Genomic DNA, 24,947 nt, shown 5'->3' on the forward strand with positions numbered 1-24,947 from the left:
CATGCACTCCTCCACTGCCAAATACAACATTCCCTTTGCCGCTTTGATTCTGCTTTTAGCCAGTTTGACGGCTTTCGGTCCCCTGTCGATTGATATGTATCTGCCGGCATTTCCGGCTATTGCAGAAAATCTGGGAGTGCCCCTTTCCTCTGTGCAGCTTTCATTGGCTTCTTTTTTTGTAGGGCTGGCAACCGGTCAGATTTTTTATGGTCCATTAACAGATCGCTATGGGCGTAAGAAGCCCCTGTATGTGGGACTGGGAATTTACGCAGCGGCCTCGGTCGTATGCACCTTTACCAAAAACGTTGAAATGCTGATTCTGTTCCGCTTTCTGCAAGCTTTGGGTTCCTGCGCTGGTGTGGTGATTTCGCGTGCGATTGTGCGTGATCTTTTCACACACCAGGAAACAGCGAAAGTGTTTTCCCTGCTGATGCTGGTGATGGGGGCCGCTCCGATTCTGGCCCCTGTTCTGGGAGGACAAATCAGTGAGCATTTCGGCTGGCGCATGATCTTTGCCCTGTTGGCCGTTATCAGCACTTTGTGCATCATCCTGATTGCCACCTTCCTTCCTGAGACACATCACCCCGATCAACGGGTGCATATCAAAGATTCGTGGAAGATTTACGGCAGTATTCTGAAAGACCGCAACTTTATGGGTTACGCTCTGGCCGGAGGCGCTGCACAGGCGGGCATGTTCGCCTATATCACCGGGTCTTCCTTTGTCTTTATCAACCACTTTGGCATTCCCGCAAAAAGTTTTGGCTGGGTCTTTGGTTCCAACGCTGTGGGTTTGATTTTATGTTCGCAAATCAACACTCGTCTGCTGAAGCGTCTTAGTTATGATGTGATTCTGGAAAAGATCTTTGTCATTCTGGCGGTTCTGGGAGCACTGCTTGCCGCTGCCGGAATTTTGAACTGGGGCTTCTGGGGAATCATGATTCCTTTGTTCCTTTTTATTGCCAGTCTGGGCATGACCTTTCCAAATTCCACAGCTGGCGCAATGGCCACACAGAAAAAAAGCGCAGGAAGTGCGTCGGCTCTGCTGGGAACTTTGCAATACGGTATTGCGGCCCTTTCCTCTGCCGCTGTCAGTCGCCTGCATGACGGTACAACCATGCCGATGTGTGTGCTGATGGGATGCTTTGGCGTACTGGCACTGATTCTTCATCGCGTGATCATCAAAAGGGCTCTTTAAAAGTCATCACAGAAAAAATATCGAACAGAGGTGGTTCGTCGTCAGAGATCGTCACCTCTTTACAACTTTGACAACACCCCCGATCCCAAGTCCCACCTATTCCTTAATAAAAGGCACGATAGCTGCTTTTAAAAAGCCGTGACCTTCTTTAAGGAGTCTCAAAATGAGAAAGCCGCGAGTGCCGGGCATGTTCAAAAAAATCAGACTTTGTTCCCTGTGGGGCGGCGCTATTTTGAGTTTGCTAACGGCCCCAACGGCGCTGGCCGCCTCCGAGCACTTTTCTGCCGGAGCAAAAGAAGTGCGAAATGCCCCATGCCGCTATCCCGTTCTGACTAAAATTTCTGAGATTGAAAAGTATTTTCAGAATAAAGTACGCCTGTCAGAGAAAAGCACCTTTGAGGTTCTGGGCTTTAAGTTTGTTAACGACAGTTCATTTTATGTAAAACATTTTAAAGACCTGATCGAGCCCTCTGAAAACACCGCCTATGATGAACAAGATCCCCGCATCGAGAACGCACGGAGAAAATGTCATTCAGTTCGCTGTGCCCTGACGATGATCATGGGAAGATCCGAATCCCTGAAGGCTCTTTATCTTCTGGATAAATACCGTCTGAATGTGGCCCCGATGAAATACTATGGCGCGGGCTATTTCAAAGACAGAGATCTGGATATTATCCTTGAAACCATGGCGCTGGTTCCTCCGCATCTGCTGCCTCTTTCAGATATTAAACAGCTGACTCATGCGGGCCCCAAATCCACGCAGGAGGAAAATGTTTATGCCGATTCCTCCATGCAATTTTATGACTTCTGGGATACGGAATCCACCGACATGAAAAAGTATCTGCTGTTTCACGAAATCGCTCATAACTGGTCTGATGTGGTGGCCACCGATCTGGATGAATCCCAAGCCTGGTTGAACATCACGGGCTGGGAAAAGATCGCTTCTTTCATGATGGTGGACTGGAAACATCCGCATCGTGGGGACTTTGGCTATAAATCCTGGGTTTCCCAGTATGCCAGCATCAATTCATGGGAGGACTTTGCCGAGTCCGTGTCTGCCTATCGTTTCAATCCGGAAAAGCTGTTGCAAGCCAGTCCGTCCCGGTATCAGTTTATTAAAAGTAAAATCTTCGGCAACATCGAGTTCCGTAATGGAAAGAACTGTCAGCTTGACAGTGTAGCTCAAGAAGCAGCCAAGCTGGAACAACACGCCTTGCAGGTACTGGATCACAAGGTCAATGTTTACAACGATATCACGACTGAAATCGAAAAGATGCCTTTGCGTGACAGCATCGCAAAAACCTGTGGGTCTGAACTGAAAAACACGATTCTGAACAAGGCCGGCGCCGTTTCCCAATTCAATGCCTGCTTCAAAGAGATCCTGACGAAAAATCTGGCAGAGGCCTTCAATTGGATGACTTTGGATCGTCAGGCGGATTCAACCCGTATCCATTTCGAAAAAGCCAAACGGGATTTTATCAGTCAGTGGCTGGAAAACACTTTTGTGACACAAAAGATGAAGTCCATCCGCTGGTCAGCCACAAGGGATTACAACTGCTCTGCCTTCGCGAAAAACTACAAGAGTGTTTTTGTCCTGGATCTGGAAACACCGACCTTGGCAAACCAGGAAGCTCATGCCATGAAGTATGAACTCGCACCCGCTATCGGTTACTGGATTTGTGCGGATTCAAAAAACAAATCTGCCAAAACTGCAAGTATCGACAAAACCAGCTTCGACTTTTTGAAAAAGTGGCTGTATTCCCGACTGAATATTTAGTCCGTGAGGCAGCTTGCCCCGGCTTTGGCGGCAGTCTGCCCCGACGACTCGCTGGCTCTGGCTTTTATTTCAGCTCAACCGACATGCCCTTTGCATTGGGGGTCTTTCTGAAAAAGGAGACCCCATGAAACACCATCCTACCAAACCGCCCACAACCAAACCCACGCAAAAACCAAGTCCCCCGATTCACAAACCCAGCCGCCATCAGGGCACCGCCAAACCCGATACGGGCCGGGTGCACCGAACCCCCGAGGGAACTATCGAGGAAAGTTACGAGGAACAAGCTCCTTAAATCACCGAGGCAGGACCTCTTTAGTTAGCCTTAAAACGCGCCGATAACGTAAATACTGTTTTTTACGCATCGGACACCTCCTGTTGTTATCGGACAGGAGATCCACCAAAAGCGAGGCTGGCGAAGGCTTTCCTCGCTTTTGCATTTTGAAGCCCATAAAGGCCCGTCGGCCGCTGAGAGCTGATTTCCTTTTAAACACCCTCCAGCCTAAAAGGGCACCTGCCTGGGCCCATCTCAAAATGAGACAACCAAAATCAATATATGAAATCTGAGCCCCTTTCGATGGGCCCCCGGCTTGCTTCCTTGAGTATAGATGGATCTGAAGAAATATTAACTAAATGGTTAACTTTTTAGATAACTATTTACAAAACAGATCTGTGAGCAGGCTTTGGAAGTCGTTATAACTTGCGTCATACAAGCTAACGCTTCTAAAACGAAAGGACCATGAAATGAAAAACTTCGCTAAAACAATCGTACTTTGCACAAGTCTGACAATGGCACTGGCTGCCTGCTCTGAGCCAACTAAAGAAGTTCAAAAAGTTCGCATCACAGCCACGGCACAAATGAATGCTGAAGATCTGACAAACGCAGGCGAACAGCTTCTATCCCCCTACACTTTGCACCTTTCCAAAAAAGTTTTCGAAAAGGCTTTGGAAAAAGATCCCGGGAACAAAAAAGCCCAGTTCTACAATATCTTCCTGAAACGCTTCATGATCTTTGAAGGGATTTTGACTCGTGCAAAACCTTACGCGGAAAAATATGGTGATGCGGATCAACTGGCAAAAACAACCAAAGAGATTCCACAACACCCGACCCGCCAATTCCTGACGGTTCCTGCGCAAAACGCAAAGAACATCGAGAATCTTTCTGATATGCAAAAGCTTTTGATCGAGTACCGTAATGCAGCCAACGAGCTTCGTCAGTTCATCGCCAAAAACGCCGACGCCAGCTTTGTTCTTTATATGAACCCAAGTCTGATGTCCGATATGATTCGCGAACAAATGACCGACAGTTGCGTTCTGCTTCCTGGCAACGAAGACACCATCGCCGATGTTCAGTGCGACTTCTCTGAAGTGGCCATGAAAAAAGTGAACATGGCGGATTTGATGGTTCTAAAACAATACGCAGCGGCTGAAGTTCTTTATCTGAGCCTTTATACAGGCTACAGCATCCAAGGTATCGACGAACTGGTGAAACGCAGTGAAACAGAACAAATGACCGCTCAGGATATCATGGAAAGACTGGAAAAAATCCCAGGTGCTTTGACTTTGAATAAAGATCAAAGCCTGACAGCCATCCGTTCTTTGGGTGCTGACTTCAGCGTGGCCTTTAAATGGGCTGTGAAGTATCAGAAAGACCTTTGCCCTAAAGATAAAAACGGCGAAGCGATCCCGCGTAAAGGCTATATCTTCAACAACCTTTGCATTGATGATCTGGTGAACGCACAGGAATCCATTGCAAAAATGGATAAGGCCTTGTCCGGTCCGGTGAACGAAGAATTCGGTGGGGAAGACAATAAGAAAACCATCACTGTGGACTACATGGCTTTGTTCAAAAATCCGGTTACAGACTTGAGAAAACTGATGCCTGCCACTTGGAACAACGAAGGCACAGCCGCAACATCCTTCCGCGATAAAACATTGGGTGGCTTGCTTCCAAATGGTGATGCGGATCAGATCCTTAAAGAAGAAAACTCCAACTAATTCGGGTTGTATAAATGAAGCTGCTTCAACTTCTTACCATCAGCACTCTTCTGGTCGCAGGGACTTCACAAGTCCTTGCTTCCGGCATTGAGTCCTCGATTCAGGGCTTTGAGCTGAAAACCTGTTCAGCTCAAAATCTGTGCTTGGTGGCGCGCGCAGCTTCTTCTCAAGGAAGCCAGCTCAAGGCTTTACATATCTTGAGCAAACCACTTGTGGAAATTTCAACAAAAGATGCCTCCAAACCCCATGAAGTGATTCAAGCTGACTCTGGCTATCTGGATTTCAGCGAAAATCAACTGGTCCTTTACAAACGTCACGGCGCTGAGCTTGAAGAAATATCAATCAAAATGGCCGATATGGAAATCAAACGCCGTATGCAGGGGGACCTATGATGAAGTCCCTGATGCAAGCTTTGACCGTTCTTTTTGCGGCAGCCGCTTTGACCGCCTGCCAAGGACAAAACACCGAAACCGTTCGCGAAATTATCCGTGAACCCGTTCCAAGCAATGGCTATCAACAAGCCGAAGGTGGCGTTGACAGCGGCGGCGGAGGCAACGGCGTGAATGGCCGCCCTTTAGAATCTTATTCTGTCCGCTTGCAGGATGTTCCGGAATTTAATGAATATCTGTTGCCGATCATTCGCACGGTTCAGGCGGAATATCCACGCTTTGCTTCCGATCTGGTTCATATCGCCATGAACCGCACATGGTATTTGATTCCGGTAGAGCTGAATAAACTTCCCGCTCAGGTTATTGGTGTCAGTTTCGGTGACAAGCAACTGCAACAACTGGCTTTGCAGAACTTGAATGCCGTGTGGATCAACTCTGATTTGTTCGCGCAATATCCCAGCAACGAAGACCGGGCCATTCTGATTCTGCATGAAATGATTATGGGTGTGCGTTTGATGAAGCATAAAAACCGTCTGGATCAGTGCTATTCAGAAATTGCACTGCTGCGTCTGGATATAAAACAGGATGAATACCGCAAGCAGCGCGATCTTTGCGCCCGCAAGTTTGCCTTGGACAGTTCTGATGGCCTGACGGATTCAGTCGCGAAAATTTCACTTTCCAAAGATGATTACGACAACATCCGCGAACTGGTGATTACTCTTTGGAGAGACAAAGGCGAAATTTCCAAGCCTCAACTGGAGGCCTGGATGAAGACCAAATCTTTCCGCAACTATTAGTATTCAAACCAGTCGATATTCATACAGCGAACGACTTCGGACTTGGAGGGAATCACCTTGGCATTGATTCTTTCCACGAAAGCCGGAAGTTCCTGACGAATCCAGTCGGCCACTTCCTGCGAAAGTGCCATCGGCGCTGAATAATAAAAATCATCATCGCGAATCTGGTGAACTTTGCTGGTTGCCTGAATGCGCCAGTTCTGCAAGTGACGCCCCACCAGTGGTGATGAAGATGGCAAGTGTGTTCGCGCTGAACCGATTTTCAGTTTGTTTTTTTCTTCCACCAAAAGATTCTGCGCCAGCAGGAAGTCCAACACTTTTTGCACGTGATTACGTGGCAGATTCAGACGGGTCGATAAAACCTCGGCATCGTTGTAAAGACCGGTATCCGCCAACATACGAATGCCCTGATAAACCCAGCTTGAATAAAAGATCATACGAGCTTCATCGTTCAGTTCGTTGGCCTTCACACGGTTTTCAAGTTTTTTGGATTTTTCCTGACGTTGTTTGATCTGACGTTGAAAACGCTTTTGCAGTTTGTGACTGCCGGCTCTGCCGTAATCCACCAGCAACAAAAAGTAATCCGTCTCGTCTTCGTCCAGACTTAAATAATCACAGAGATCCGACGCCAGCTCCAAACTAAGATGTTTGTCGCCTTTAAACACCTGACTGACCATGGTGGTGGAAACATTCAGGGCCTGCGCACAACGGCGGTACTCCCCGAACCCCTGACGAGGCTGGTTTTCTACCCAGGAGTTATAGAACTCTTTGTAATCGCTATAGTGATAGATGGATACGGACATATAAATATTAACTAATTGGTTAAAATTATTGTCAACCTTTTACCAAACAACCCTATAAGCCACATGGACCAAGGGATATAAAGGGCCCATCACGAACAACACCCTTATCTAAGGAGTTCCAAATGAAGTTCTTTATTTTTCATGATTTTTGAAAATTGTTCGTAAGCTGTTGATTTACATAGGATGATATGGTAGGATATCATGACACCCTTCAGGCCTTCGCCAATCAGGGATCTAAAGTGGTGCTGCACTTTACCACTCTGCTTACGATCCGGATCAACACAACTTCTTCCCTTCCGGTTCTGTGGGCATCCCGCCTGTTGAAGCCGGTTACATGGCTTTGGCTTATCGTTATGCCAGCGAACACGGTTATGATGTTCCTAAAGACGCTCACTTCTGGGCTGTTTGCGGTGACTCTGAATTCCGTGAAGGTTCCATGTACGAAGCGGTGCCGGATTTCTCTGAACGTGAAATCGGCAACCTGACTTGGATTCTGGATTACAACCGTCAATCCCTGGATGGTCACCGTCTGGTGAATAACGCGATCCTGGGCGGTACAGATGCGGACCGTGTGGAAAGAACAATGGCTGCCAACGGCTGGGAAGTGATTCAGGTTCGTCACGGTGCCAAGCGTGAAGCCCTGTTTGCAAAAAAAGACGGCGAGACTTTCAAAAACTTCCTTGAAAAAGAACTGACAGATTACGATCTTCAGGCGCTGCTTTTGGTTCACGATGCAAAACAACTTAAAGAAAGTTTGATCAAGGACTTCCCGACACTTAAAAAATTCCTGACACCGATTGCGGATCAGGATGTTTACGAAGCCCTTCGTGATTTTGGCGGGCATGATATGATGTCTTTGGCCAAAGCGATGCTGAAGTCCAAAGAATCCAAGCGCAAACCAACGATCATCATCGCCCACACCCTGAAAGGCTGGGGCTTGAAGGCCGCAGCTCAGCAAGGTAACCACTCTTCCCTTCCTCACGAAGACGAAGTTGAAGAACTGCGCGCAAAACAAGGCATCACGGGTGACACGCTTTACGCACGCTTTGACGAAAAGTCTGTTGAAGGCAAATTCCTGGCTTCTCGTGGTGAAAAAATTTATGCAGACATCAAAGCTCAGAATGCATTGAAAGCAAAAAATCAGGAGTTTTTCCTGACAAAACTTGCTGAGTTCGGCGAAATGCCATCTTCTTTGGAAATCAACACGAAGATGACAAGCTACCCACACACGCAATGGATGCTGGGTCAATTGACAGCGAAGCTGACTCGTATTTCCAACACTTCCCTGAATGAGTCTGAGTTGAAGGCAGGTCAAAAAGCCCTGACTGAAAACGAAAAACCGTTCAAACTTCCGGGCGAATTGTTCATCTCCATGGCGCCGGACGTGGGAACTTCCACGAACTTGAATCCAGCGATGGATGGTAAGATCTTCGGTGCTCAGGAAGTGGAAGACATCGAGGCGGAACTGGGCGTGAAAGACAACAAGCTTCCGGATCTGGTTCCGGGCGAAGACGTTACAGACCGCTTCCTGCGCTTTGAAATTGCAGAAGGCAACGTTATGTCCTGCGTGGGCGCATTCGGAAAAATGCGTGACGTTGTGGGCGTGCCAATCATCCCACTGATGACTGTTTACGATTTCTTCCTGAAACGTGCACTGGATCAGTATTTCTATAACCTGTACTGGAAATCTTCATTTATTTGCGTGGGCACTCCATCCGGTGTGACTTTATCCCCTGAAGGCGCGCAGCACGGTTGGAAGTCTGACGTTCAGATTCCAAATCAAATCACGTGGGAACCGTACTTCTGCCAGGAACTTGACTGGATCATGGTGGATGCAATTCGCAGACACGTATTGAATGACAATGCCGGCAGATCCGGTGTTCTGTTGCGCTTGGTGACTCGCGGAGCGGAACAAAAAGACTTCGTGAAATACCTTTCCAAACAAGCTCGTTTCAAAGTGGGCTTGGAAGGCAAGCTGGCTCGCGCGGAATTCCCGATTGCAGGCGCAGCGAATGAAGAGGAAGTATCCGCAATGAGCGAAACAGAAATGTTCGCCGTTGTTCGTGAAGAGGTTCTGAAAGGCGCTTACTTCCTGATTGATTACCGTGGTTACGCTGGCTACGAGCCGGGCGACAACGTGATCAACATCTTCGCAATGGGTGCTTTGGTGGCGGAAGCCATGAAAGCCTCTGAAGCTCTTCTGGCGCGTGGTATTTATGCCAACGTGATCGTGGTGACTTCATCCGATCTGTTGGCGGGTATCCAGGCTCACGAAAACGATTACCACTACTTGCGCAACGAACTGGGCATCAACGCGGATCTTTACCTGAAAAAAGCGGAAGAAATTTCCACAGGGGATCTGATCACAGTGGCTGGTCGTCGCGTTCCGGTTGTCAGCGTTCACGATGGTGAAGCTGGTCTGTTGGATAACTTGGGTTCTATCATTGGTGTTCGTCAGGAATGTCTTGCAGTTCGCAAGCACTCCAAGTGCGGTCGCCCAACAGAAATCTACAAGTACCACCACCTGGATGACGCTTCCATCGTCGAAGCCTGCGGAAAAGTCCTTTCCGAAACCGCACTTGAAAAAGTCATGGTTTCCGAAAGTGCTCTGGGCGAAGCCAATCAGGCTTCCACCAAAGCTGCCCACTGGACTGATTTGTGGCCATCAGCAACTCACAGCCAGAAGCACTAAGCCGCTTCTGCGCAGAAAGTGCAGCGGGCGCAAGCCTGCGGAACCGGACTTAAATGGACAAGAAACAGCAAGAGCTCCCCTTTGATGGGGAGTTCTTTTTCGCGCGAGAGAAGAAATTTGAAGAATTGATTTTCTTCGTTCATTTCTTTGAAGGCAGCAAAAGACAACTGCTTCGTCATATCAAGCTCGTGAACTCCTGGGGCTTTGATGCCTTTGCCTTTCAACTTCAAGGCGACCACAAGGACCTTCGGTCCTTAAAGCTTCCCATCAGTGCCAAGGGCGGATTCGGCCTGAAGCACGTTTATGCAGACCAAATTGAAACATTGTTAAATCTGATTCCCGGCAAAAAGATTATTTTCTCTTTTTCCAATCCTTCCGCATCTGCCATCGAAGCCATGGCACGCAGAAACTGCACTGATACGGTGGCACTGGTATGTGACAGTGGTCCTTCCGGCCACTTCCTGCCGTCAGCGTACAACCTTTACACCCACGAATACAAAATCAGCCCCCTGCCTTTGCGACTGGCCTTAACACCCGTTTTAAGCCTGAGCTGGAGCCCGTTCCTGCATAAGGACCTTCACAAGGATCTTGAAACATTCCCAGCAGGATTCCCCATTCTGTCCATTCGCGGCTGGAAAGATTTGTTGATACCGCCAGAACATATTGATGCCGTGTTTGAGCCGCACACTCAATTAGACTGGAGCAAGCTCTCTTTGCCTGAAGCAGGTCATTTGACAGGGCTGCGCGATTTTAAATCTGAATACGCACCAGCTCTGGAACGCTTCTTAAAGCGTGTTGCTTATCCTTGCTCTTAAACAAGACTCTGGAATTTAACTAGGCCAATCTGACTTCATTTTTTTATTCTGGTTCCTCATGGAGGGACTATGAGCAATAAAATACGTCTTGTCGTTTTCGCTGCCGGCCTTCTTCTGGGCCTTTCATCATCCACCGCCTTGGCCTGGAGCTGGGGCCGCAACACCGGCTATCTTTACGAAAAGCTCTTTAACAATATGGGCGAACGCTATCTGGCCCTGCTGGAAGATAAAGCCACCGACAATCCAAACAATCTGACAGCGGACAAACGCGCGATCTGCCTGCAACGCTACGGAGGAATTTTAAATGATGGGGTGCTGGATATTCGTATTGCTCTGGGATACTTCGACTGGACAACAGGAAGCAACGTCAGCTATTCCGGACGAAGCTACGGAGTCAGTCCTTCCATGGACATCGGCGCCTTTGAGGCCCTGAAGGAACTGCTGACTTCGCGTTGCAGTGGTAATGCGCGTTTCTGCGGATTCCAGCAAAGTTCGGATAGTTCGTCCATCTTTGTTCGCGATGTTTCCATTCACGGACGTCGCATTCAGGCCCGCGTGGAAATTCGTTTTTCATCCCAATCCGAAATTCTTTCTGACAATCTGGGAAAATACCGCGACCAACAACGCCAAAGAACACAGTACATGGAAAACTATTTCAGCAAAGCCCTGCGTGAAGCGGATGCTGTTTTCTATTTCGGCCATTCCCGCAACGGTGGCGGACCGGATTTTGCCCCGCCGGTTTTCATTGGCAGTTCCAACAAGCTGGACTACAGCGGGTACTACAAGGCTCAGCGTCCCGGATTTAAAAAGATGCTAAATGCCCTTTCCTCCGGCTCAAAACAAGCCGCCGTTCTGGGCCTGATGTCCTGTGCCTCGCGCGATCACTTCCTGTCGCGCACACGGGCTGCCGCCCCGAAAACAGGGATTATCACCTCGATGGATGTGCTGAATGTGGACGAGGTTTACACGGCCATGATTGGTGGTGTGGACGCCCTGTTACGAGGCCAGTGCCAGCACAGCTTCTACCAATCCATTCGTATGACAAATAACAACCAGAAGTTCATCACAATGGATGGAATGTTTGAGTAGGGTATATAATAACCTTAACGAAGAGGAGGACCACCATGAGTCAGCTTGAACATCTGCCTCATCCCAATCACCTGCCATCCTTAAACCATCACACGCTGGCGTTCTTCGCCAAAGGGGAGGATGTTCGCAAGGCTGCTTCTGCACTGATCAATATCGGTTTTAAAGAAGAGGATATTAATATCTTTGAGGGAGATGAAGGGGTTGACGCCATTGATATTGAGTCCAATCACGCCGACCTGGTCGGTAAATACTTTCGCAAGTTCGTTAAGTTTTCAGATTCAGCGGAATGGCATTTCTTAACCGAGGCTGACGATGAAATCCGCCGGGGCCATATCCTGATGTGTCTGGTCACCATGAACGAAGAGGAAAAAAACAAGGCCGTTCCGATTTTAAAACGTTTCCACGGCTATGATATCCGCTATTGCACCGGACTTTACTTCGAGGAGGTTGTCTAAGCCCCCATTCTGCGATAAAGCTGTCGGCTCACAAACGAGGTGAGCAATGGCGGATCTGGAATTTAAAATCTACAAAGTGCCTTCCGAATATGGTGAATGGCTGGCCGCCTTTGAACAGGACGAGCTGATTTTCCTCGGCAGTTATAATGCCGGGAAAAAGCTGGTCGAAGGCGATTTAGCGGAGTTTTTTGAAACTCACTATGCCTTTAAGTCGGGCTCGTTCGAGCCCGCTCCTTGGAAACAGGGAAACTTTTGGACTCAACAACACAAACTCAGGCTGCAAGGCACAGAATTTCAAATGAAGGTGTGGCTGGAGCTTTTGAAAATTCCGGCTGGCAAGACAGTCACTTATTCTGAACTGGCAAAGAAGCTGCGAAAGCCCTTGGCCGTTCGCGCTGTGGCTTCAGCGGTGGGCAGAAATCCCATCAGCTACTGGATTCCCTGCCATCGCGTGGTTGGCAAAAATGGCAATCTTCTGAAATACCACTGGGGACCGGAAGTGAAGGAATATCTTCTGAAGGTCGAAGGCGCGATTTAAGCGCTCCGAATTAGAATTGCAGATCCAGAATCATGGTCAGACCGGGGATGCCTCGATAGTTATCCTCGGTTGCAAAGCCCAGCCCCGGAATAAACTGATACGACAGCATGTTCTTATAAATTGTCTGACTCCACGAGGTGGAAAGACTGAATCCGGTCATGCGATAACTGGGTTTATTTTCGGATGTCACAAAAAAGTTATACGAGATATTGGCCGTTTTGTTAAACCACTGCCCCAAAGCCACACCGTTGGTGACTGAATACAGGTGTGTTCTGTCTTCGTAGTCCCCTTCATTGATGAAGGTCAGGGTAAATATTTTCGTCAGCAGAAAGTTAAAGTTGAAAGCCTGAAAGATCCCAGTGCCCTTGTCGGCATCAGCATAGAATTGCAGCTTGGGGTTGACCCGATAGTTTTTTCCGCGCTCTGCGACACTTTCAAAAGTTAAAGAATTTGAAATTTTAAAAGATCCGGCAAAACTAACGTGCGGCTGAAAAGAGGTGCGCACCTCTCCTAATTTTTGAAAAAATCCCAATGTCGCCCCGTAGTCCTGTTCACGCGGGCTTTGACGAAGATAGGTCTGACTGACCCCACGCTCTTTGGTGTCATCGTAACTGGTGAAAGTGATCATCCAGTATTCTTCGACATTGGGTAAACGCAGGTTTAGGTTGAAGCTGGTCGCATCGGAATAGTGATTCTTTTCGTTATAATAAAATGCCGAGGAAATCGTGGCCGACGTGGGGTTTCGTTTGCTGGTGTACTGATGTCCGGCCAAAAACAAATCCAAACCCTCGGCCACACCATCAAACCATTCGGAAATGGCGATATTGCTGCTGATAAAGGATTCCTCAACACTTTCAGCAGGTGTCTTTTTACTGGCGCCGGCGGCCTGACCTGCCCCCAGAACCAGCAGAAGAGAGACTAAGGTCTTCAAAGATGTTGATGCTTTTTCCGCTTTCACGTTTTAGTCTCCAAACATGAATTATTTTAGACTCATCCTTTGCTTTCTGTCGCTGAGTATCTCACTTCTGGCTGCAAAAACAGCCTCGGCCTACGTTCCTCAGCGGGGAAATGTCTATGCGACGTTGGGTCCTTATATTTTCAAAACCAATTATGAAGGCGACAAGGCCAGCGAAAATGATCTGAACTCTGCAGGACTGGCATTGATCGCCAATGGTGATGTTGATAACAAAGGCAGCCTGGAAATCGCCGCCATCTATATGAACAAAGTTTTTTTCCGCGAGGACGACAACAAGTACATCGTAGAAAAAACCCAAGTCATGCACATCACACTGGGCTATCGCCGTTGGTGGAGCCCGTCTTTTTCAAGTTCTCTGGCTGTTTACACTTCCTATCCGATGGGTAACACCACAGTTCTGCATAATGACTTCACTGCCGCCGATGACATGGGAACAACGGCGCGCTCTTCTTCTGAAACAGGTTTGGATCTGGCACTACAAGGAGAGCTTTGGAGCAGTGGCCGTTATGCGATCATGGCCGAAGCTCGTTATTCTTATTCCCTGACCAAAAAAGCCCACGAATACGCCGATCAATATGGAGGGTCCATCGGGCTTCGCTATTTTATCCAAAGCCGGGTGGCAACCCCGAAAGAGCTTCGCTAACGCTAGAAGATGACTTGTTTTGTTTTCATAAGTTATTGTTTTTATTTTATATTTATAAAACACTAACTTTGGTCCATATTTAAAATACGCCCTTTACTTACATATAATTTACATAGTAATTTATATGTAAATGGAGAGCGTATGAGCACCCTTGCCCTTCCCGAACTGGCCAACATTCCTTTTGTCTCTGCCGACCAATTGCAACCTCCTGCGGGGCTTCCCACGGGGGTCCGCGTGCTGGATGATTTTCTGCTGTGGCGAGGATTACCTCAAGGAGACTTGAGTCTTCTGCAAGGGGCTCCGGGCACCGGCGCGACATCTTTGTGGATACGCATTGTTCAAGGGGTCCATTCCCAGAACAAATGGGCTGCATGGATCAATGGCGACACCCAGCTTTTCCCCGCACATCTGAACAACTATAAGATCAATCTAAAAAAACTGCTGGTGGTGAAAGAGCCCAAAGATCAGGAACAACTGTTTTGGTTGTTGCAAGAACTGATCACCAGCGCACTGTTTGAAGTGATCGGCTGCAACCTGAAAGATATGTTTCTGAAAAATCATCAGTTGCAGAAGTTGAAACGTCTTTGCCGTCTGCACAAGGTGGCACTGGTTTTTGTAAATCAAAAAGCCAGCAAGTTTGTAAACCCTTTATTCAGTCTGATGATTCATTTTCAGCGCGACTTCATCACCATTCAACGCGCCCTTCATCGTCCAACACCGTTTAATATGGCCGGGAGTATGATCCATGCGAACTTTATGCATCAATTTAAAAACACCGCAAGAAAGCTCCTCAGCTGAAGCTTTTTTACTGTTAAGTCCACGCGTGCAGTTCCGTTTTCCTCATTTTATTTTTGTGGATATCACCACCACTCAGCACCTGCTGGGCGGCGAACTGGGATGTCTGGAAAAAGCTTTGGAGATTGCCGGAAAGTTTTCAGCCGACGCCTCGGCCGCCATTGCTGACACGGCTCCGGCAGCCCAAATGCTGGCCAAGTGGCGTCCGTCACATGTGTCCCTGCGCGGGAAAGAACAGGAAAGTTTCAAAGGGCTGGGACTGGATGCCCTGAAGGATCTGGAAGGACTGTCCCCGTGGGCTCAAAAAAAACCTGTCGAGCACATGATTGATTTTTTCCACACGCTGGGTGTTCATGGGCTGGAGGATGTTTTAAATTTCCGTCTGAATTCACTGCGGGAGCGCTGGGGGGATTTTGGTGTTTTACTTTGGAATCGTCTGCATTCTCAGGACGCTCAGATCATTTCACCTCTTGTGCCTCGCGACCCTCTTGTGGGCTATGGCTACCTGGATGATCCCATAGGATCTGCGCCCCTGCTGATGGCGCGTATGAAAGTGCATTTGGACACTTTGTTTGCACGGCTGTTGGGACTGTCGCGACATGCCCAGCGTCTGGATGTGGTTTTGCACTGTGAATATTCCGACAAACGCTACAGCCTGTCGATTGAACCGGTCAGCCCCACCCGTGATCAAAATCTGTTTGAGGATCTGCTTTTCAAAAAACTGGAACAGCAGGTTCTGGAAAATCCGATTCGGGAATTTGAAATTTCCCTGTTTGATGTGCCGGAAAAAATTCAACAGCTGGATTTCTTTGAACCGCGCGATAGCAGTGAGGACCGCTGGCGTCGCCTGATCAGTTTCGCCAAACAGTCCCAGTGTGAAATGGGTTTTCTGCAAATGGAAGCCAGCCATTTTCCGGAACAAAGTTTCCGGCTGGTCACCGACTGGCCCGAGGACTTCAATCCCCGCGATCTGGTGGAAAGGCAGGATCAGGCTTTGCAGATCAAATCAGTTTATGCCAAAGGGCTGGCAGAAAGTCCCCGACCGTCCCTGCTGCTGGAAAAGCCTCAACCCCTGTCAGCCGCAGAGGTGCAGAAGTTGCGCTTTGTGTCCTCACTGCCCAGTGAACGGATCGAATCAGCATGGTGGCAGATATCAGTTCAGGATTTAAAAAACAGAGATTATTACTTTGCACTCTCGCATCAGGGTCAGCTTCTGTGGGTTTTCAAAGATCGCATAAATTCACAGGTTTACTTGCATGGGTATTTTGACTAATAAAAATTTACCAATCAGCCCCTCCCGAAATCTTCCCGCAAAACCTTTGCCTCAAGCCCGGGGTTTTGTAGAGCTGATCGGTCGAACAAATTTTTCATTTCTGCAAAGCGCCTCCAGCCCGGAAGAAATGGTCGAAAAGGCCATGGAGCTGGGTTACAACGGTCTGGGAGTGTGTGATTTAAATGGTCTTTACGGCGTGGTTCGCGGTTTTCAGGCCGCGCAATCCCCGTCTCACTTTACCACCCTTCCTGCAGCCAAAGAGGATTTTCATTATCTGATCGGCACTGAGCTGACTTTGACGGATGAAACCTCACTGGTTTTGATTCCCATGAACAAGCAGGGCTATTCCCATCTTTGTGAAATTCTGACCTTGGGAAAACGTCAGGCCAGCAAGGGTTTTTCCAAACTTAGTCTGGAACAGATTGAAAAATACAATCAGCATCTTTTATGTCTGGCCATCCCCCCCTGGAGTGATGATCGCTATGAACGTTTGGAAAAAATCTTCGACAACCGGCTTTATCTTCCCCTGTGGCGGGATCTTACCTGGGAATCACATGAATTCTGCAAGCAGGGATTCGCCCTGGAAGAAAAGTATCAGGCCCAGCTGTTCGTCACCCAGCGTCCGTTCATGCACTCTGTCGAACGAAAGCCCCTGTTCGACGTGGTTACCTGCATTTTACACCACACCACTTTGGATGAAGCCAAAAACAAACTGATTCAAAACGGTGAACGCTGTCTGAAGTCCATGGAGGATATTTCATACCTATGGCAGGACCGTCTGGATCTTGTGGAAAAAACTGTGGAGATTTCCAAACGGGTTGAATTTTCCTTAAATGAAATTCGCTATCGCTATCCGGCGTCCTCACTTCCCGCAGGCATGACCTCTTCGGAACTTTTAAGGGATCTGACCTACAAAGGCGCGGAAAAGCGCTATGCTGGCGGCATTCCGGAAAAGGTTCTGACTCAGATTGAATACGAGCTGAATCTGATCAAAGACCTGCAATACGAAGATTATTTTTTAACTTTAAAAGAAATCTGCGACTTTGCGACCAGTAAAAATATCCTGTATCAGGGCCGTGGTTCCGCTGCGAATTCAGTGGTGTGTTTTTGCATTGGCCTGACGGCCATTGATCCGATTCAGATGGATCTTTTGTTTGAAAGATTTATTTCCCGCGAACGCCGGGAGCCCCCGGATATTGATATTGATTTTGAGCACAGCCGCCGCGAGGAAGTGATTCAGCATATCTATGAAAAATACAACGAACGTCATGCCGCCATGGTGTGCACGGTGATTCGTTATCGTTCGCGCATGTCCATTCGGGAAACAGCCAAGGTGTTTGGCATTCCTTTGGCGAAAATCAACGCCATGATCAAGTTCATGGGCCGTGATGGAATCAGTCGCCTGCTGGACCCGGCAGTTTCCAAAGAGTTTGGATTGAACCCGGAACAGTGGAAAATGTTTCTGGCACTGGCGCAACAACTGCGGGGGTTTCCACGTCATCTGGGGATTCATAGCGGTGGCTTCCTGATCACGCAAGATCCCATCACCGAAATGGTGCCCGTGGAAAAAGCCACCATGGACGGACGCTATGTCATTCAATGGAACAAAGATGATGTGGATTGTCTGCGTCTGATGAAAATTGATGTGCTTAGTCTGGGAATGCTAACCTGTCTGCGTAAATGTTTTGATCTGCTTCGTCAACACAAGGATATAGACCTGAGTCTTGCCACCCTTCCCCCGGATGAAGAAAAAACCTATGAAATGATCGGAAGGGCGGAAACCGTCGGGGTTTTCCAGATCGAATCCCGAGCTCAGATGAACACCCTGCCACGCATGAAGCCTAAAAACTTTTACGATCTGGTGATTGAAATTGCCCTGATCCGCCCAGGGCCCTTGCAAGGGGGGATGGTTCATCCCTTCCTGAAACTGCGCCAAAACCAGCCGACAAAAATCAAATATGCACACCCCAAGCTAGAACCTATTCTGAAAAAAACCCTGGGTGTTCCGATTTTTCAGGAACAGGTGATGAAGATGGTCGTGGCCGTGGGCGATTTCTCACCCGGTGAGGCCGATGAATTACGCCGAGTCATGTCTTCGGCCTGGAGAAAGCAAATCACCATGGTCGGTGTTGAACAGCGCCTGAAGGCGGGCTTTGCCAAAAATGGCATCAGTGTTGAATACGCCGAACAAATCTATAAAACCGTGGAAGGTTTTGCCAATTATGGTTTTCCTGAAAGCCATTCGGCCAGCTTTGCTTTACTAACTTATGCCAGTTGCTATTTGAAATGCCATCATCCTGACGTCTTCACCTGCTGCCTGCTGAACAGCCAGCCGATGGGGTTTTATGCACCTCGCACGATTATCGGCGAAGCCCAGCGCAACGGAGTGAAGGTGGCACCACTGGATGTGCAGACATCAGACTATGATTACACCTTAGAGGAAAAAGACGGTCATTTCCATATCCTGCGTGTGGGCTTAAGATCCATTTACGGCCTGCCTGCCCCACTGGCCCTGCGAATTGAGCAGGCACGAAAGACGGATGGAGCTTTTAAAGACATAACGGACTTCATCCAACGCACACAGTTGCCACGCAGTATTTTGCTAAAGCTGGCTGCTGCCGGGGCTTTTGAATCCTTTAACACCAACACACGTGAATTGATCTGGCATTTGGAAAGCTTAAGTCTGGATCAGCAAAGCTTTCTGTGGGGACACCCTAAAGAACAGTTTGAACTGGGCGATGACGAGGATGAACCGGAACACCTGCCTTTTGAATCCAACTGGGATCGCCTGCGCCGGGAATATGACAGCAAAGGTTATTCAGTGGAGGCTCATCCGATTTCCATCCTGCGTTCTTACCTGCATGGGAAAAGTCAGTCTTTGATTGCACAGCGATATATTCCTTATATGCATTCTGATGACTTAAAAAGATTTAAGACAAAAACCAAAGTTCGCGTAGCCGGTCTGGTATCCATCACGCAAAGACCTCCAACCGCGAAAGGAATGTGCTTTATCACGCTGGAAGATGAATTTGGCTTTATGAATATCGTCATTCATCCGGAAATCTATCAAAAGTACCGGCCCACAATTTACACGCGGTCCTTACTGGAAATTCAGGGGCATCTTGAAAAAGTCGGCGGGATCACCAATATCCGGGCGGAGAGAGTGTTGCCACTGACCTAAAGCTGATGCTATGGTGCCGGCATGATTCGCGAAGCCATTGAAATGATTTTTACCCCGGCCACTCCCCTTGCAAAGAAATACGGGTTTTTATACCATTCGATTTCTTTAAAGCATCGCTATGAACGCTGTGAAAAAGTCTGGCTTCCGCATCTGAAAAACTGTCAGGATATTTTCCTGCAAACGATTCAGGATCTGCCGCAGAAAAAATCCGTGGTTGTGCTGGGCAGTGCCCATTTACATGAGATCCCACTGCATCTGCTGGCGAATAACTTTGAATCCATCACTTTGGTGGATGTGGTTCATCCTTTGAAACATCACTGGGCCGCCAAACGAAATTCCCGCCTGAAGCTGGTCACTCTGGATCTGGGGGGCTCTTTGGCAGAGCTGGAAAAGCTAAAGTCCCTGCAAGACTTGAAAAACCTGATTCAGGATCTTTCACAGAAAGAGCTTTTCCATTTTGAAGCTGATCTGATTGTGTCCGGAAATCTGCTTTCACAACTGGCTTTATTACCCATGGAAGCACTGGAAAAATACACCAGTAAAAATCTGATACTTGAGGAAAAAGATGAAATCTGCACCGCCTATGGTGAAATTCATCTGAAAAACCTTCGCGCCTGCAAAGGAAGAAAACTGGTTTATACAGATCGTGCCGTCACCTATCGCGACCCGGAAGGCAAAGTCACTTACACAGGTTCTTACCCCGTGCATTTTGACGGATTCACAAAAATCAAGGATTGGAACTGGATGCTGGCCCCTTTAAAAGAGGCCTCCAAAGATTATTCCATAGAAATGAACGTCGAAGCCTATATTAGCAACGAGGGCCGTTAGAGCAGGACAAGTTAACTCCCGTTGTATCCAGCTTAAAGAAATTCAGGATGCGTTCTTCTTCCTTGCCGTCCAGACACAGACTGCGGAAGGCTTTCTTCGCTTTGGCTTTTTTAGCCTCAATGTCTTTTTCATTCTTCAACAGCGTATTGACAACTTTATAGCCCCACAAATCCGCATGAACCTTGTCGGCATTTAAAGCTCTGTCACCTTCCTGATCCAGTGAACCACCGGTCAGACAAGCCACGGCGCTGTCATCAGCTTTCACTCCACGCAGACTCATCTGTACAGCGATTTCACGGCTTAAATCAAATACCAGACTCATAATACGGTCTTCTTTGGCAGCCCCGGCACTTCTTAGCAAACGGCCCGGGCAAATTGTGATGACCCCGTTAGGGCCACCACCGGGAACAATCGAAAAGGATGCATTTTTTCCGCCATCCAAACCGCAGGTTTCCTTCAGCTTGGTGAGCACCTGATCTTTAAAGGTAAAATGATTGGTCAGGGTTTCCGTGACGGAAAACACCAAAGATGTATTGATGATGCTAAACAGGTGGCGTTTGTCGTCTTCAGACATTTCCTTTTCTCGTTCAACCACCTCAATCAAAGTGGTTCGGGCGATTTCGGCAGCTTCTGTCACATCGTCATCATACTTATAAAGAATCTGATAACCTTCATCGGCTTTTTTCAGAAGCTCAGCATCCAAATTCAAAGCCTTTTGTTCTTCATTTAAGGCGGCAAAACTGGCTGGTGAGCCATCAAAGTCCTCACTCAGGCTGTGCTCTTTCTTTAAAGCATCCAAAGCGTTCTTCGCAAGCTCCGCCTGTGCCTTGGTTCCCATGTTACTCAGGCCTTCACAGATCACCACGGCAGGCTTGTCACACATGGTGATGGCTTTTCCGGCCGGAGCTGTTTGTTCGGCTTTACCTTGTTCAGTTTTTTGGGTGCGATATTTTCGCGCATAATCGGAATCGCTCTGGGCGCAGGCGGCAAGTCCCAAGCTGACAGCAAGAATAAGGCTGATTTTTTTCATAACTGCTCCTTCTTTATACGCATGACGACGAAAAAATGTCACTTCTTCGTCTGAAAACGGACCCAACGAGGGCTCGTCGTTTCGCGAATAAGAAAAGCAAATGCAGGGCCAGCAAGGCGTCTCAAAATGAATCAACCTCGGAAAAGACTGTTTCCGATGAATTTGCAACCAATTCTGTCATAACCCCTTGTTGCACGCATTGACAGAAACCCCTGTCACCCGGATAACCAAGCCACTAAACAAAGGGGTTTTATATGAAGTCCACTATCGTGCTGGCAAGTTTGCTTATGCTATCTCTGAACAGTTTTGCTGATCAAAACGTCAACTCAAGCAGCCTGGAATTTTCCAAGGAATCTGTTGAAATGGCACCTCAAGGTCTGTTGCCATTCATTGGTTTCGGTGGTGGTTACACTGGCAACAATGACAATGTTCCGGTTGAAGGCACGCCGGTTTCTTTGAAACTGCTGGGTTCTTACTATCTGGCGCAACCGTATGTATTTGATGCTGGCTTCGGCATTTCCAATCAACAGTTCTCTCAATCAGGTGCGAAAGACACAGCTGCGACAGGTTCCAGTCTTGAGCTGGCAGCACGCTATCGTTTCGCAAATGCATGGCAGGCCGGTTTGGTGGCAAATCACCTTTTTGAAATGGGTTCTTCGTATGCCGCTTCCCAAGGTGACGCTCAGTTCATCGGTTTGCAGGCTTTGAAAGAGTTCTCTATCGCCAAAGGCTGGCTGGCTCGTGTCGGTGGCCGTGCCATGACAGAAACCAACAACACTGGCGAGATGGTGAACATGTACATGATCGACCTTCAGTTGGGTTGGAATCCTCACGCCCAAACGACAACAGTTAAATCCGCTGCTGCCGTTGCCCCGCAAGCTCCTGATTGTCGAATAACCATAAAGTCGGCAAGATAGGGGGCTATGAATCCTCTTCTTGTCTTTGATCTTGATGGCACCTTGATTGATTCCGCTCCTGACATTATCACAGCGGTCAATCGCACACTGGCGAATCACTCGAAACCCGTTTTAAGTGACGCCACCATTATTTCTCATATCGGCGAGGGGATCAAAAAACTCATCGCCGATTTATTTAAAGACGATAATCTGGAACCCGGTGACATCATCGGTCTGGAAATGGAATTTCTGCGCACCTATGAAGAGGAAATGCTGAATAAAACCCGTATTTATCCGGGCGTCGAAAATTTTCTAAGTCAGTATCAGGGACCCATCGCCATTATCACCAACAAAAATGAAGAACCCGCCAAAGCCATCATTCATCATCTGGGATTGCAGCGCTTTCCCTGGGTGAATATCTTTGGGGCCGACTCTTTGGAGGAAAGAAAGCCCAGCCCACTGCCCCTGCGCACAATGATGGGTCTGGCGGACCGTCATCCCGGCAACACCCTGATGATCGGCGATGGAACTCCGGATATGCTTTCAGCCCAACGAGCCGGTGTTGGCTCTATCGCAATCGGTTTTGGCTATACGGCCCGACATATACTTGAAGAATATGAGCCTCTGGCGGTTCTGGATCACTATCAGGATCTGTCGGCTCTGCTGAAGAAAATCCCCCTAAAAGCTTGACGCATCTTTGCCGTAAAAAATAGCCATGCACCCTTTGTGGGCTTGCCTCAGGGCGGCGTGGACTATATAAGGTGAAAGCTTTTTGATAATGGGGGTTGTCTCCGGTGAACGACATTCTTTTAGAAGTTCAAAATCTTAAGACTCGCTTTAAAACGGACGAAGGCACTTTTCTAGCTGTTGACGACGTTTCCTTTAACGTCAAAAAAGGCCAAACACTTGGAATCGTTGGAGAATCTGGATGCGGCAAGTCCGTAACCTCCCTTTCAGTTATGCGCCTTGTCCAAAAGCCCGGACATATCGATTCCGGCAAAGTCCTGTTTAAGGGTCAAAACCTTCTGGAACTGTCTGATGACCGCATGAGACAGATCCGCGGTAACGAAATCGCGATGATCTTCCAGGAACCGATGACTTCCCTGAACCCGGTTTATACCGTGGGCGATCAGATCGAAGAAGCCATCCTGTTGCACCAAAAAAATCTTACAAAAGCTCAAGCCCGCGAACGTGCGATCGATATGCTTCGTATCGTGGGTATTCCGGCTCCTGAAAAACGTTTCCATGAATTCCCGCACCAGCTTTCCGGCGGGATGAGACAGCGTGTGATGATCGCCATGGCGATCTCCTGCAATCCGGAACTGCTGATTGCCGATGAACCGACAACAGCGTTGGACGTAACTATTCAGGCACAGATTCTGGATCTGATGCGCAAACTGCAAAAAGACTTCAATGCCGGCATGATCCTGATCACTCACGATCTGGGGGTTGTGGCAGAGATGTGTAACGAAGTGGCCGTGATGTATGCGGGCCGCGTGGTTGAGTTCGGCACTGTGGAAGACATCTTCTATCGTCCAAAGCATCCATACACTCGTGGTTTGCTGGATTCCATCCCGCACTTTGAAACCGGTCACAAGCTGGATCAGCTGAAAACCATCAAAGGGATGGTTCCAAGTCTTTACAATCTTCCGAAGGGCTGCCGTTTTGCGGATCGTTGTCCTTATGCTCAGGATGACTGTCGTCAGTCTTATCCATCCACTGAAAATCTTCGCGGCATCCATAAGGTTGCTTGTTTCCACCCCTTGTCTGACGAGGTTACGAAATAATGAGCACTCCCCTGTTAAAAGTTGAAAACCTGGTAAAAAGTTTCCCCATTCACGGTGGCATCTTCAATCGCGAAGTGGCCAGCGTAAAAGCGGTTCAGGGCGTGTCCTTTGAAATCAACAAAGGCGAAACACTGGGGCTGGTTGGTGAATCCGGTTGCGGAAAATCCACATTGGGCCGCTGCCTGATGCGTCTGCATGACACCACCTCCGGAAAGATCATCTATAACGGCAAAGACATCACTCACATCGAAGGCGAAGAGCTTCGTGAAATGCGCCGTAAAATTCAGATCATCTTCCAGGACCCGTTTGCCTCTTTGAATCCACGCATGACCATCGGCGCGATTCTGGAAGAGCCTCTGATCATTCACAATCTTTATGCCACAGCCAAAGAACGTCTGGATCGCATTCATGAACTGATTGATCTGGTGGGTTTGCGCCGTGAACATTTGAACCGCTATCCGCATGAATTTTCCGGCGGCCAACGTCAGCGCGTGGGCATTGCCCGTGCCTTGGCAGTGAATCCGGAACTGATCGTCTGTGACGAACCGGTTTCCGCTTTGGACGTGTCCATTCAGGCACAGGTGATCAACCTGCTGATGGAACTGCAACAGAAACTGGGCCTGACTTACATCTTCATTGCGCACGACTTGAAAGTGGTTGAACACGTTTCCACTCGTGTGGCCGTGATGTATCTGGGTAAAGTGGTTGAGATGGCGGATTCTGAAGAGCTTTATAAGAATCCAAAACATCCCTATACCAAAGCCCTGATGTCCGCGATCCCGGTTCCCGATCCGCGTAAAAAAGAAGAGCGTATCATTTTGACTGGCGACGTTCCGTCCCCAATAAACCCGCCTTCCGGCTGTCATTTCCACCCGCGCTGCCCGATGGCGATTGACGATTGCAAGACTATCGTCCCGTCTCTGGAAGCAAAATCAAAAGATCACATCGCTTCGTGCATCCGAGTGTAAAGAAGTAACCAATTTTTTCCGATAA

At 48.3% G+C, this 24,947-nt stretch carries 23 protein-coding genes; 20 read left to right on the top strand and 3 right to left on the bottom strand.

Annotated features, from left to right (window positions below; all coding sequences use genetic code 11):
- Position 1: 1 nt before the first annotated feature.
- The 6 genes from EZJ49_RS03810 to EZJ49_RS03835 all read left to right on the top strand — a co-directional run bounded on the left by EZJ49_RS03810 (position 2) and on the right by EZJ49_RS03835 (position 6,153).
- Complete coding sequence (locus EZJ49_RS03810; protein ID WP_262554486.1) at positions 2–1,195, top strand: Bcr/CflA family multidrug efflux MFS transporter; 1,194 nt, start codon at positions 2–4, stop codon at positions 1,193–1,195.
- A 163-nt stretch (positions 1,196–1,358) separates the two neighbouring features.
- Positions 1,359–2,972 carry a hypothetical protein gene (locus EZJ49_RS03815; protein WP_262554488.1) on the top strand — a complete coding sequence of 538 codons (1,614 nt, stop codon included), beginning with the start codon at positions 1,359–1,361 and terminating at the stop codon, positions 2,970–2,972.
- A gap of 124 nt (positions 2,973–3,096) precedes the next feature.
- Positions 3,097–3,264, top strand: coding sequence for a hypothetical protein (locus EZJ49_RS03820; RefSeq protein ID WP_262554489.1), 168 nt, complete (start codon positions 3,097–3,099; stop codon positions 3,262–3,264).
- Between the two features lie 449 nt (positions 3,265–3,713).
- Positions 3,714–4,967, top strand: a complete 1,254-nt coding sequence (locus EZJ49_RS03825) for a hypothetical protein (protein WP_262554491.1) — start codon at positions 3,714–3,716, stop codon at positions 4,965–4,967.
- A gap of 14 nt (positions 4,968–4,981) precedes the next feature.
- Positions 4,982–5,359 carry a hypothetical protein gene (locus EZJ49_RS03830; RefSeq protein WP_262554493.1) on the top strand — a complete coding sequence of 126 codons (378 nt, stop codon included), beginning with the start codon at positions 4,982–4,984 and terminating at the stop codon, positions 5,357–5,359.
- Positions 5,356–6,153 carry a hypothetical protein gene (locus EZJ49_RS03835; RefSeq protein WP_262554494.1) on the top strand — a complete coding sequence of 266 codons (798 nt, stop codon included), beginning with the start codon at positions 5,356–5,358 and terminating at the stop codon, positions 6,151–6,153. The genes EZJ49_RS03830 and EZJ49_RS03835 overlap by 4 nt, the downstream gene beginning before the upstream one ends.
- Here EZJ49_RS03835 and EZJ49_RS03840 read toward each other — a convergent pair.
- Positions 6,150–6,956 (bottom strand): TIGR02147 family protein, encoded by an 807-nt coding sequence (locus EZJ49_RS03840; protein WP_262554495.1) that lies wholly within the window; start codon positions 6,954–6,956, stop codon positions 6,150–6,152. The two genes, EZJ49_RS03835 and EZJ49_RS03840, sit on opposite strands and share 4 nt — an antisense overlap.
- A 334-nt stretch (positions 6,957–7,290) precedes the next feature.
- Here EZJ49_RS03840 and EZJ49_RS03845 point away from each other — a divergent pair, with 334 nt between their 5' ends.
- The 5 genes from EZJ49_RS03845 (at position 7,291) to EZJ49_RS03865 (ending at position 12,545) form a co-directional block, all read left to right on the top strand.
- A complete protein-coding gene (locus EZJ49_RS03845) occupies positions 7,291–9,648 on the top strand; it encodes a pyruvate dehydrogenase (protein WP_262554497.1) in 2,358 nt (785 codons plus the stop codon).
- Between the two features lie 53 nt (positions 9,649–9,701).
- Positions 9,702–10,463, top strand: coding sequence for an alpha/beta hydrolase (locus EZJ49_RS03850; protein WP_262554499.1), 762 nt, complete (start codon positions 9,702–9,704; stop codon positions 10,461–10,463).
- A 69-nt stretch (positions 10,464–10,532) separates the two neighbouring features.
- Positions 10,533–11,552: a hypothetical protein gene (locus EZJ49_RS03855; RefSeq protein WP_262554501.1), complete on the top strand. Its 1,020-nt coding sequence runs from the start codon at positions 10,533–10,535 to the stop codon at positions 11,550–11,552.
- 35 nt (positions 11,553–11,587) lie between these two features.
- Positions 11,588–12,007, top strand: a complete 420-nt coding sequence (locus EZJ49_RS03860) for a hypothetical protein (RefSeq protein ID WP_262554503.1) — start codon at positions 11,588–11,590, stop codon at positions 12,005–12,007.
- Positions 12,008–12,053: 46 nt separating this feature from the next.
- A complete protein-coding gene (locus EZJ49_RS03865; RefSeq protein ID WP_262554506.1) occupies positions 12,054–12,545 on the top strand; it encodes a methylated-DNA--[protein]-cysteine S-methyltransferase in 492 nt (163 codons plus the stop codon).
- Between the two features lie 10 nt (positions 12,546–12,555).
- On the opposite strand, the gene EZJ49_RS03870 is transcribed toward EZJ49_RS03865, so the two are convergent.
- Complete coding sequence (locus EZJ49_RS03870) at positions 12,556–13,503, bottom strand: hypothetical protein (RefSeq protein ID WP_262554508.1); 948 nt, start codon at positions 13,501–13,503, stop codon at positions 12,556–12,558.
- A 16-nt stretch (positions 13,504–13,519) separates the two neighbouring features.
- Here EZJ49_RS03870 and EZJ49_RS03875 point away from each other — a divergent pair, with 16 nt between their 5' ends.
- From EZJ49_RS03875 to EZJ49_RS03895, 5 genes are all read left to right on the top strand, one after another.
- A complete protein-coding gene (locus EZJ49_RS03875; protein ID WP_262554510.1) occupies positions 13,520–14,164 on the top strand; it encodes a hypothetical protein in 645 nt (214 codons plus the stop codon).
- Between the two features lie 141 nt (positions 14,165–14,305).
- Positions 14,306–14,962 carry a recA protein gene (locus EZJ49_RS03880; RefSeq protein ID WP_262554512.1) on the top strand — a complete coding sequence of 219 codons (657 nt, stop codon included), beginning with the start codon at positions 14,306–14,308 and terminating at the stop codon, positions 14,960–14,962.
- On the top strand, positions 14,910–16,232 hold the full coding sequence (locus EZJ49_RS03885) for a hypothetical protein (RefSeq protein WP_262554515.1): 1,323 nt from the start codon (positions 14,910–14,912) through the stop codon (positions 16,230–16,232). Before EZJ49_RS03880 ends, EZJ49_RS03885 begins: the two co-directional genes overlap by 53 nt.
- Positions 16,216–19,413, top strand: a complete 3,198-nt coding sequence (locus tag EZJ49_RS03890; protein WP_262554517.1) for a DNA polymerase III subunit alpha — start codon at positions 16,216–16,218, stop codon at positions 19,411–19,413. The genes EZJ49_RS03885 and EZJ49_RS03890 overlap by 17 nt, the downstream gene beginning before the upstream one ends.
- Positions 19,414–19,434: 21 nt before the next feature.
- Entirely contained in the window at positions 19,435–20,241 is an 807-nt protein-coding gene (locus tag EZJ49_RS03895; protein ID WP_262554519.1) for a hypothetical protein, read from the top strand.
- Here EZJ49_RS03895 and EZJ49_RS03900 read toward each other — a convergent pair.
- Positions 20,222–21,271 carry a hypothetical protein gene (locus EZJ49_RS03900; protein ID WP_262554521.1) on the bottom strand — a complete coding sequence of 350 codons (1,050 nt, stop codon included), beginning with the start codon at positions 21,269–21,271 and terminating at the stop codon, positions 20,222–20,224. The two genes, EZJ49_RS03895 and EZJ49_RS03900, sit on opposite strands and share 20 nt — an antisense overlap.
- A gap of 254 nt (positions 21,272–21,525) precedes the next feature.
- Here EZJ49_RS03900 and EZJ49_RS03905 point away from each other — a divergent pair, with 254 nt between their 5' ends.
- The 4 genes from EZJ49_RS03905 (at position 21,526) to EZJ49_RS03920 (ending at position 24,922) form a co-directional block, all read left to right on the top strand.
- Positions 21,526–22,188 (top strand): hypothetical protein, encoded by a 663-nt coding sequence (locus EZJ49_RS03905; protein WP_262554523.1) that lies wholly within the window; start codon positions 21,526–21,528, stop codon positions 22,186–22,188.
- Between the two features lie 6 nt (positions 22,189–22,194).
- Complete coding sequence (locus EZJ49_RS03910) at positions 22,195–22,857, top strand: HAD family hydrolase (RefSeq protein WP_262554526.1); 663 nt, start codon at positions 22,195–22,197, stop codon at positions 22,855–22,857.
- A gap of 104 nt (positions 22,858–22,961) precedes the next feature.
- Positions 22,962–23,954: an ABC transporter ATP-binding protein gene (locus EZJ49_RS03915; RefSeq protein ID WP_262554529.1), complete on the top strand. Its 993-nt coding sequence runs from the start codon at positions 22,962–22,964 to the stop codon at positions 23,952–23,954.
- Positions 23,954–24,922: a dipeptide ABC transporter ATP-binding protein gene (locus EZJ49_RS03920; RefSeq protein WP_316963673.1), complete on the top strand. Its 969-nt coding sequence runs from the start codon at positions 23,954–23,956 to the stop codon at positions 24,920–24,922. The genes EZJ49_RS03915 and EZJ49_RS03920 overlap by 1 nt, the downstream gene beginning before the upstream one ends.
- The last annotated feature ends 25 nt before the right edge of the window (positions 24,923–24,947 follow it).

The organism is Bdellovibrio bacteriovorus (assembly GCF_025558485.1).
Lineage (GTDB): Bacteria > Bdellovibrionota > Bdellovibrionia > Bdellovibrionales > Bdellovibrionaceae > Bdellovibrio > Bdellovibrio bacteriovorus_G.

Coding starts and splice junctions, on each gene's coding strand:
- EZJ49_RS03875 (WP_262554510.1), top strand. CDS start 13,520: ATGAATTATTTTAGACTCATCCTTTGCTTTCTGTCGCTGAGTATCTCA.
- EZJ49_RS03810 (WP_262554486.1), top strand. CDS start 2: ATGCACTCCTCCACTGCCAAATACAACATTCCCTTTGCCGCTTTGATT.
- EZJ49_RS03895 (WP_262554519.1), top strand. CDS start 19,435: ATGATTCGCGAAGCCATTGAAATGATTTTTACCCCGGCCACTCCCCTT.
- EZJ49_RS03815 (WP_262554488.1), top strand. CDS start 1,359: ATGAGAAAGCCGCGAGTGCCGGGCATGTTCAAAAAAATCAGACTTTGT.
- EZJ49_RS03830 (WP_262554493.1), top strand. CDS start 4,982: ATGAAGCTGCTTCAACTTCTTACCATCAGCACTCTTCTGGTCGCAGGG.
- EZJ49_RS03845 (WP_262554497.1), top strand. CDS start 7,291: ATGGCTTTGGCTTATCGTTATGCCAGCGAACACGGTTATGATGTTCCT.
- EZJ49_RS03860 (WP_262554503.1), top strand. CDS start 11,588: ATGAGTCAGCTTGAACATCTGCCTCATCCCAATCACCTGCCATCCTTA.
- EZJ49_RS03885 (WP_262554515.1), top strand. CDS start 14,910: ATGCGAACTTTATGCATCAATTTAAAAACACCGCAAGAAAGCTCCTCA.
- EZJ49_RS03890 (WP_262554517.1), top strand. CDS start 16,216: ATGGGTATTTTGACTAATAAAAATTTACCAATCAGCCCCTCCCGAAAT.
- EZJ49_RS03855 (WP_262554501.1), top strand. CDS start 10,533: ATGAGCAATAAAATACGTCTTGTCGTTTTCGCTGCCGGCCTTCTTCTG.
- EZJ49_RS03825 (WP_262554491.1), top strand. CDS start 3,714: ATGAAAAACTTCGCTAAAACAATCGTACTTTGCACAAGTCTGACAATG.
- EZJ49_RS03820 (WP_262554489.1), top strand. CDS start 3,097: ATGAAACACCATCCTACCAAACCGCCCACAACCAAACCCACGCAAAAA.
- EZJ49_RS03835 (WP_262554494.1), top strand. CDS start 5,356: ATGATGAAGTCCCTGATGCAAGCTTTGACCGTTCTTTTTGCGGCAGCC.
- EZJ49_RS03850 (WP_262554499.1), top strand. CDS start 9,702: ATGGACAAGAAACAGCAAGAGCTCCCCTTTGATGGGGAGTTCTTTTTC.
- EZJ49_RS03905 (WP_262554523.1), top strand. CDS start 21,526: ATGAAGTCCACTATCGTGCTGGCAAGTTTGCTTATGCTATCTCTGAAC.
- EZJ49_RS03920 (WP_316963673.1), top strand. CDS start 23,954: ATGAGCACTCCCCTGTTAAAAGTTGAAAACCTGGTAAAAAGTTTCCCC.
- EZJ49_RS03880 (WP_262554512.1), top strand. CDS start 14,306: ATGAGCACCCTTGCCCTTCCCGAACTGGCCAACATTCCTTTTGTCTCT.
- EZJ49_RS03840 (WP_262554495.1), bottom strand. CDS start 6,956: ATGTCCGTATCCATCTATCACTATAGCGATTACAAAGAGTTCTATAAC.
- EZJ49_RS03910 (WP_262554526.1), top strand. CDS start 22,195: ATGAATCCTCTTCTTGTCTTTGATCTTGATGGCACCTTGATTGATTCC.
- EZJ49_RS03900 (WP_262554521.1), bottom strand. CDS start 21,271: ATGAAAAAAATCAGCCTTATTCTTGCTGTCAGCTTGGGACTTGCCGCC.
- EZJ49_RS03865 (WP_262554506.1), top strand. CDS start 12,054: ATGGCGGATCTGGAATTTAAAATCTACAAAGTGCCTTCCGAATATGGT.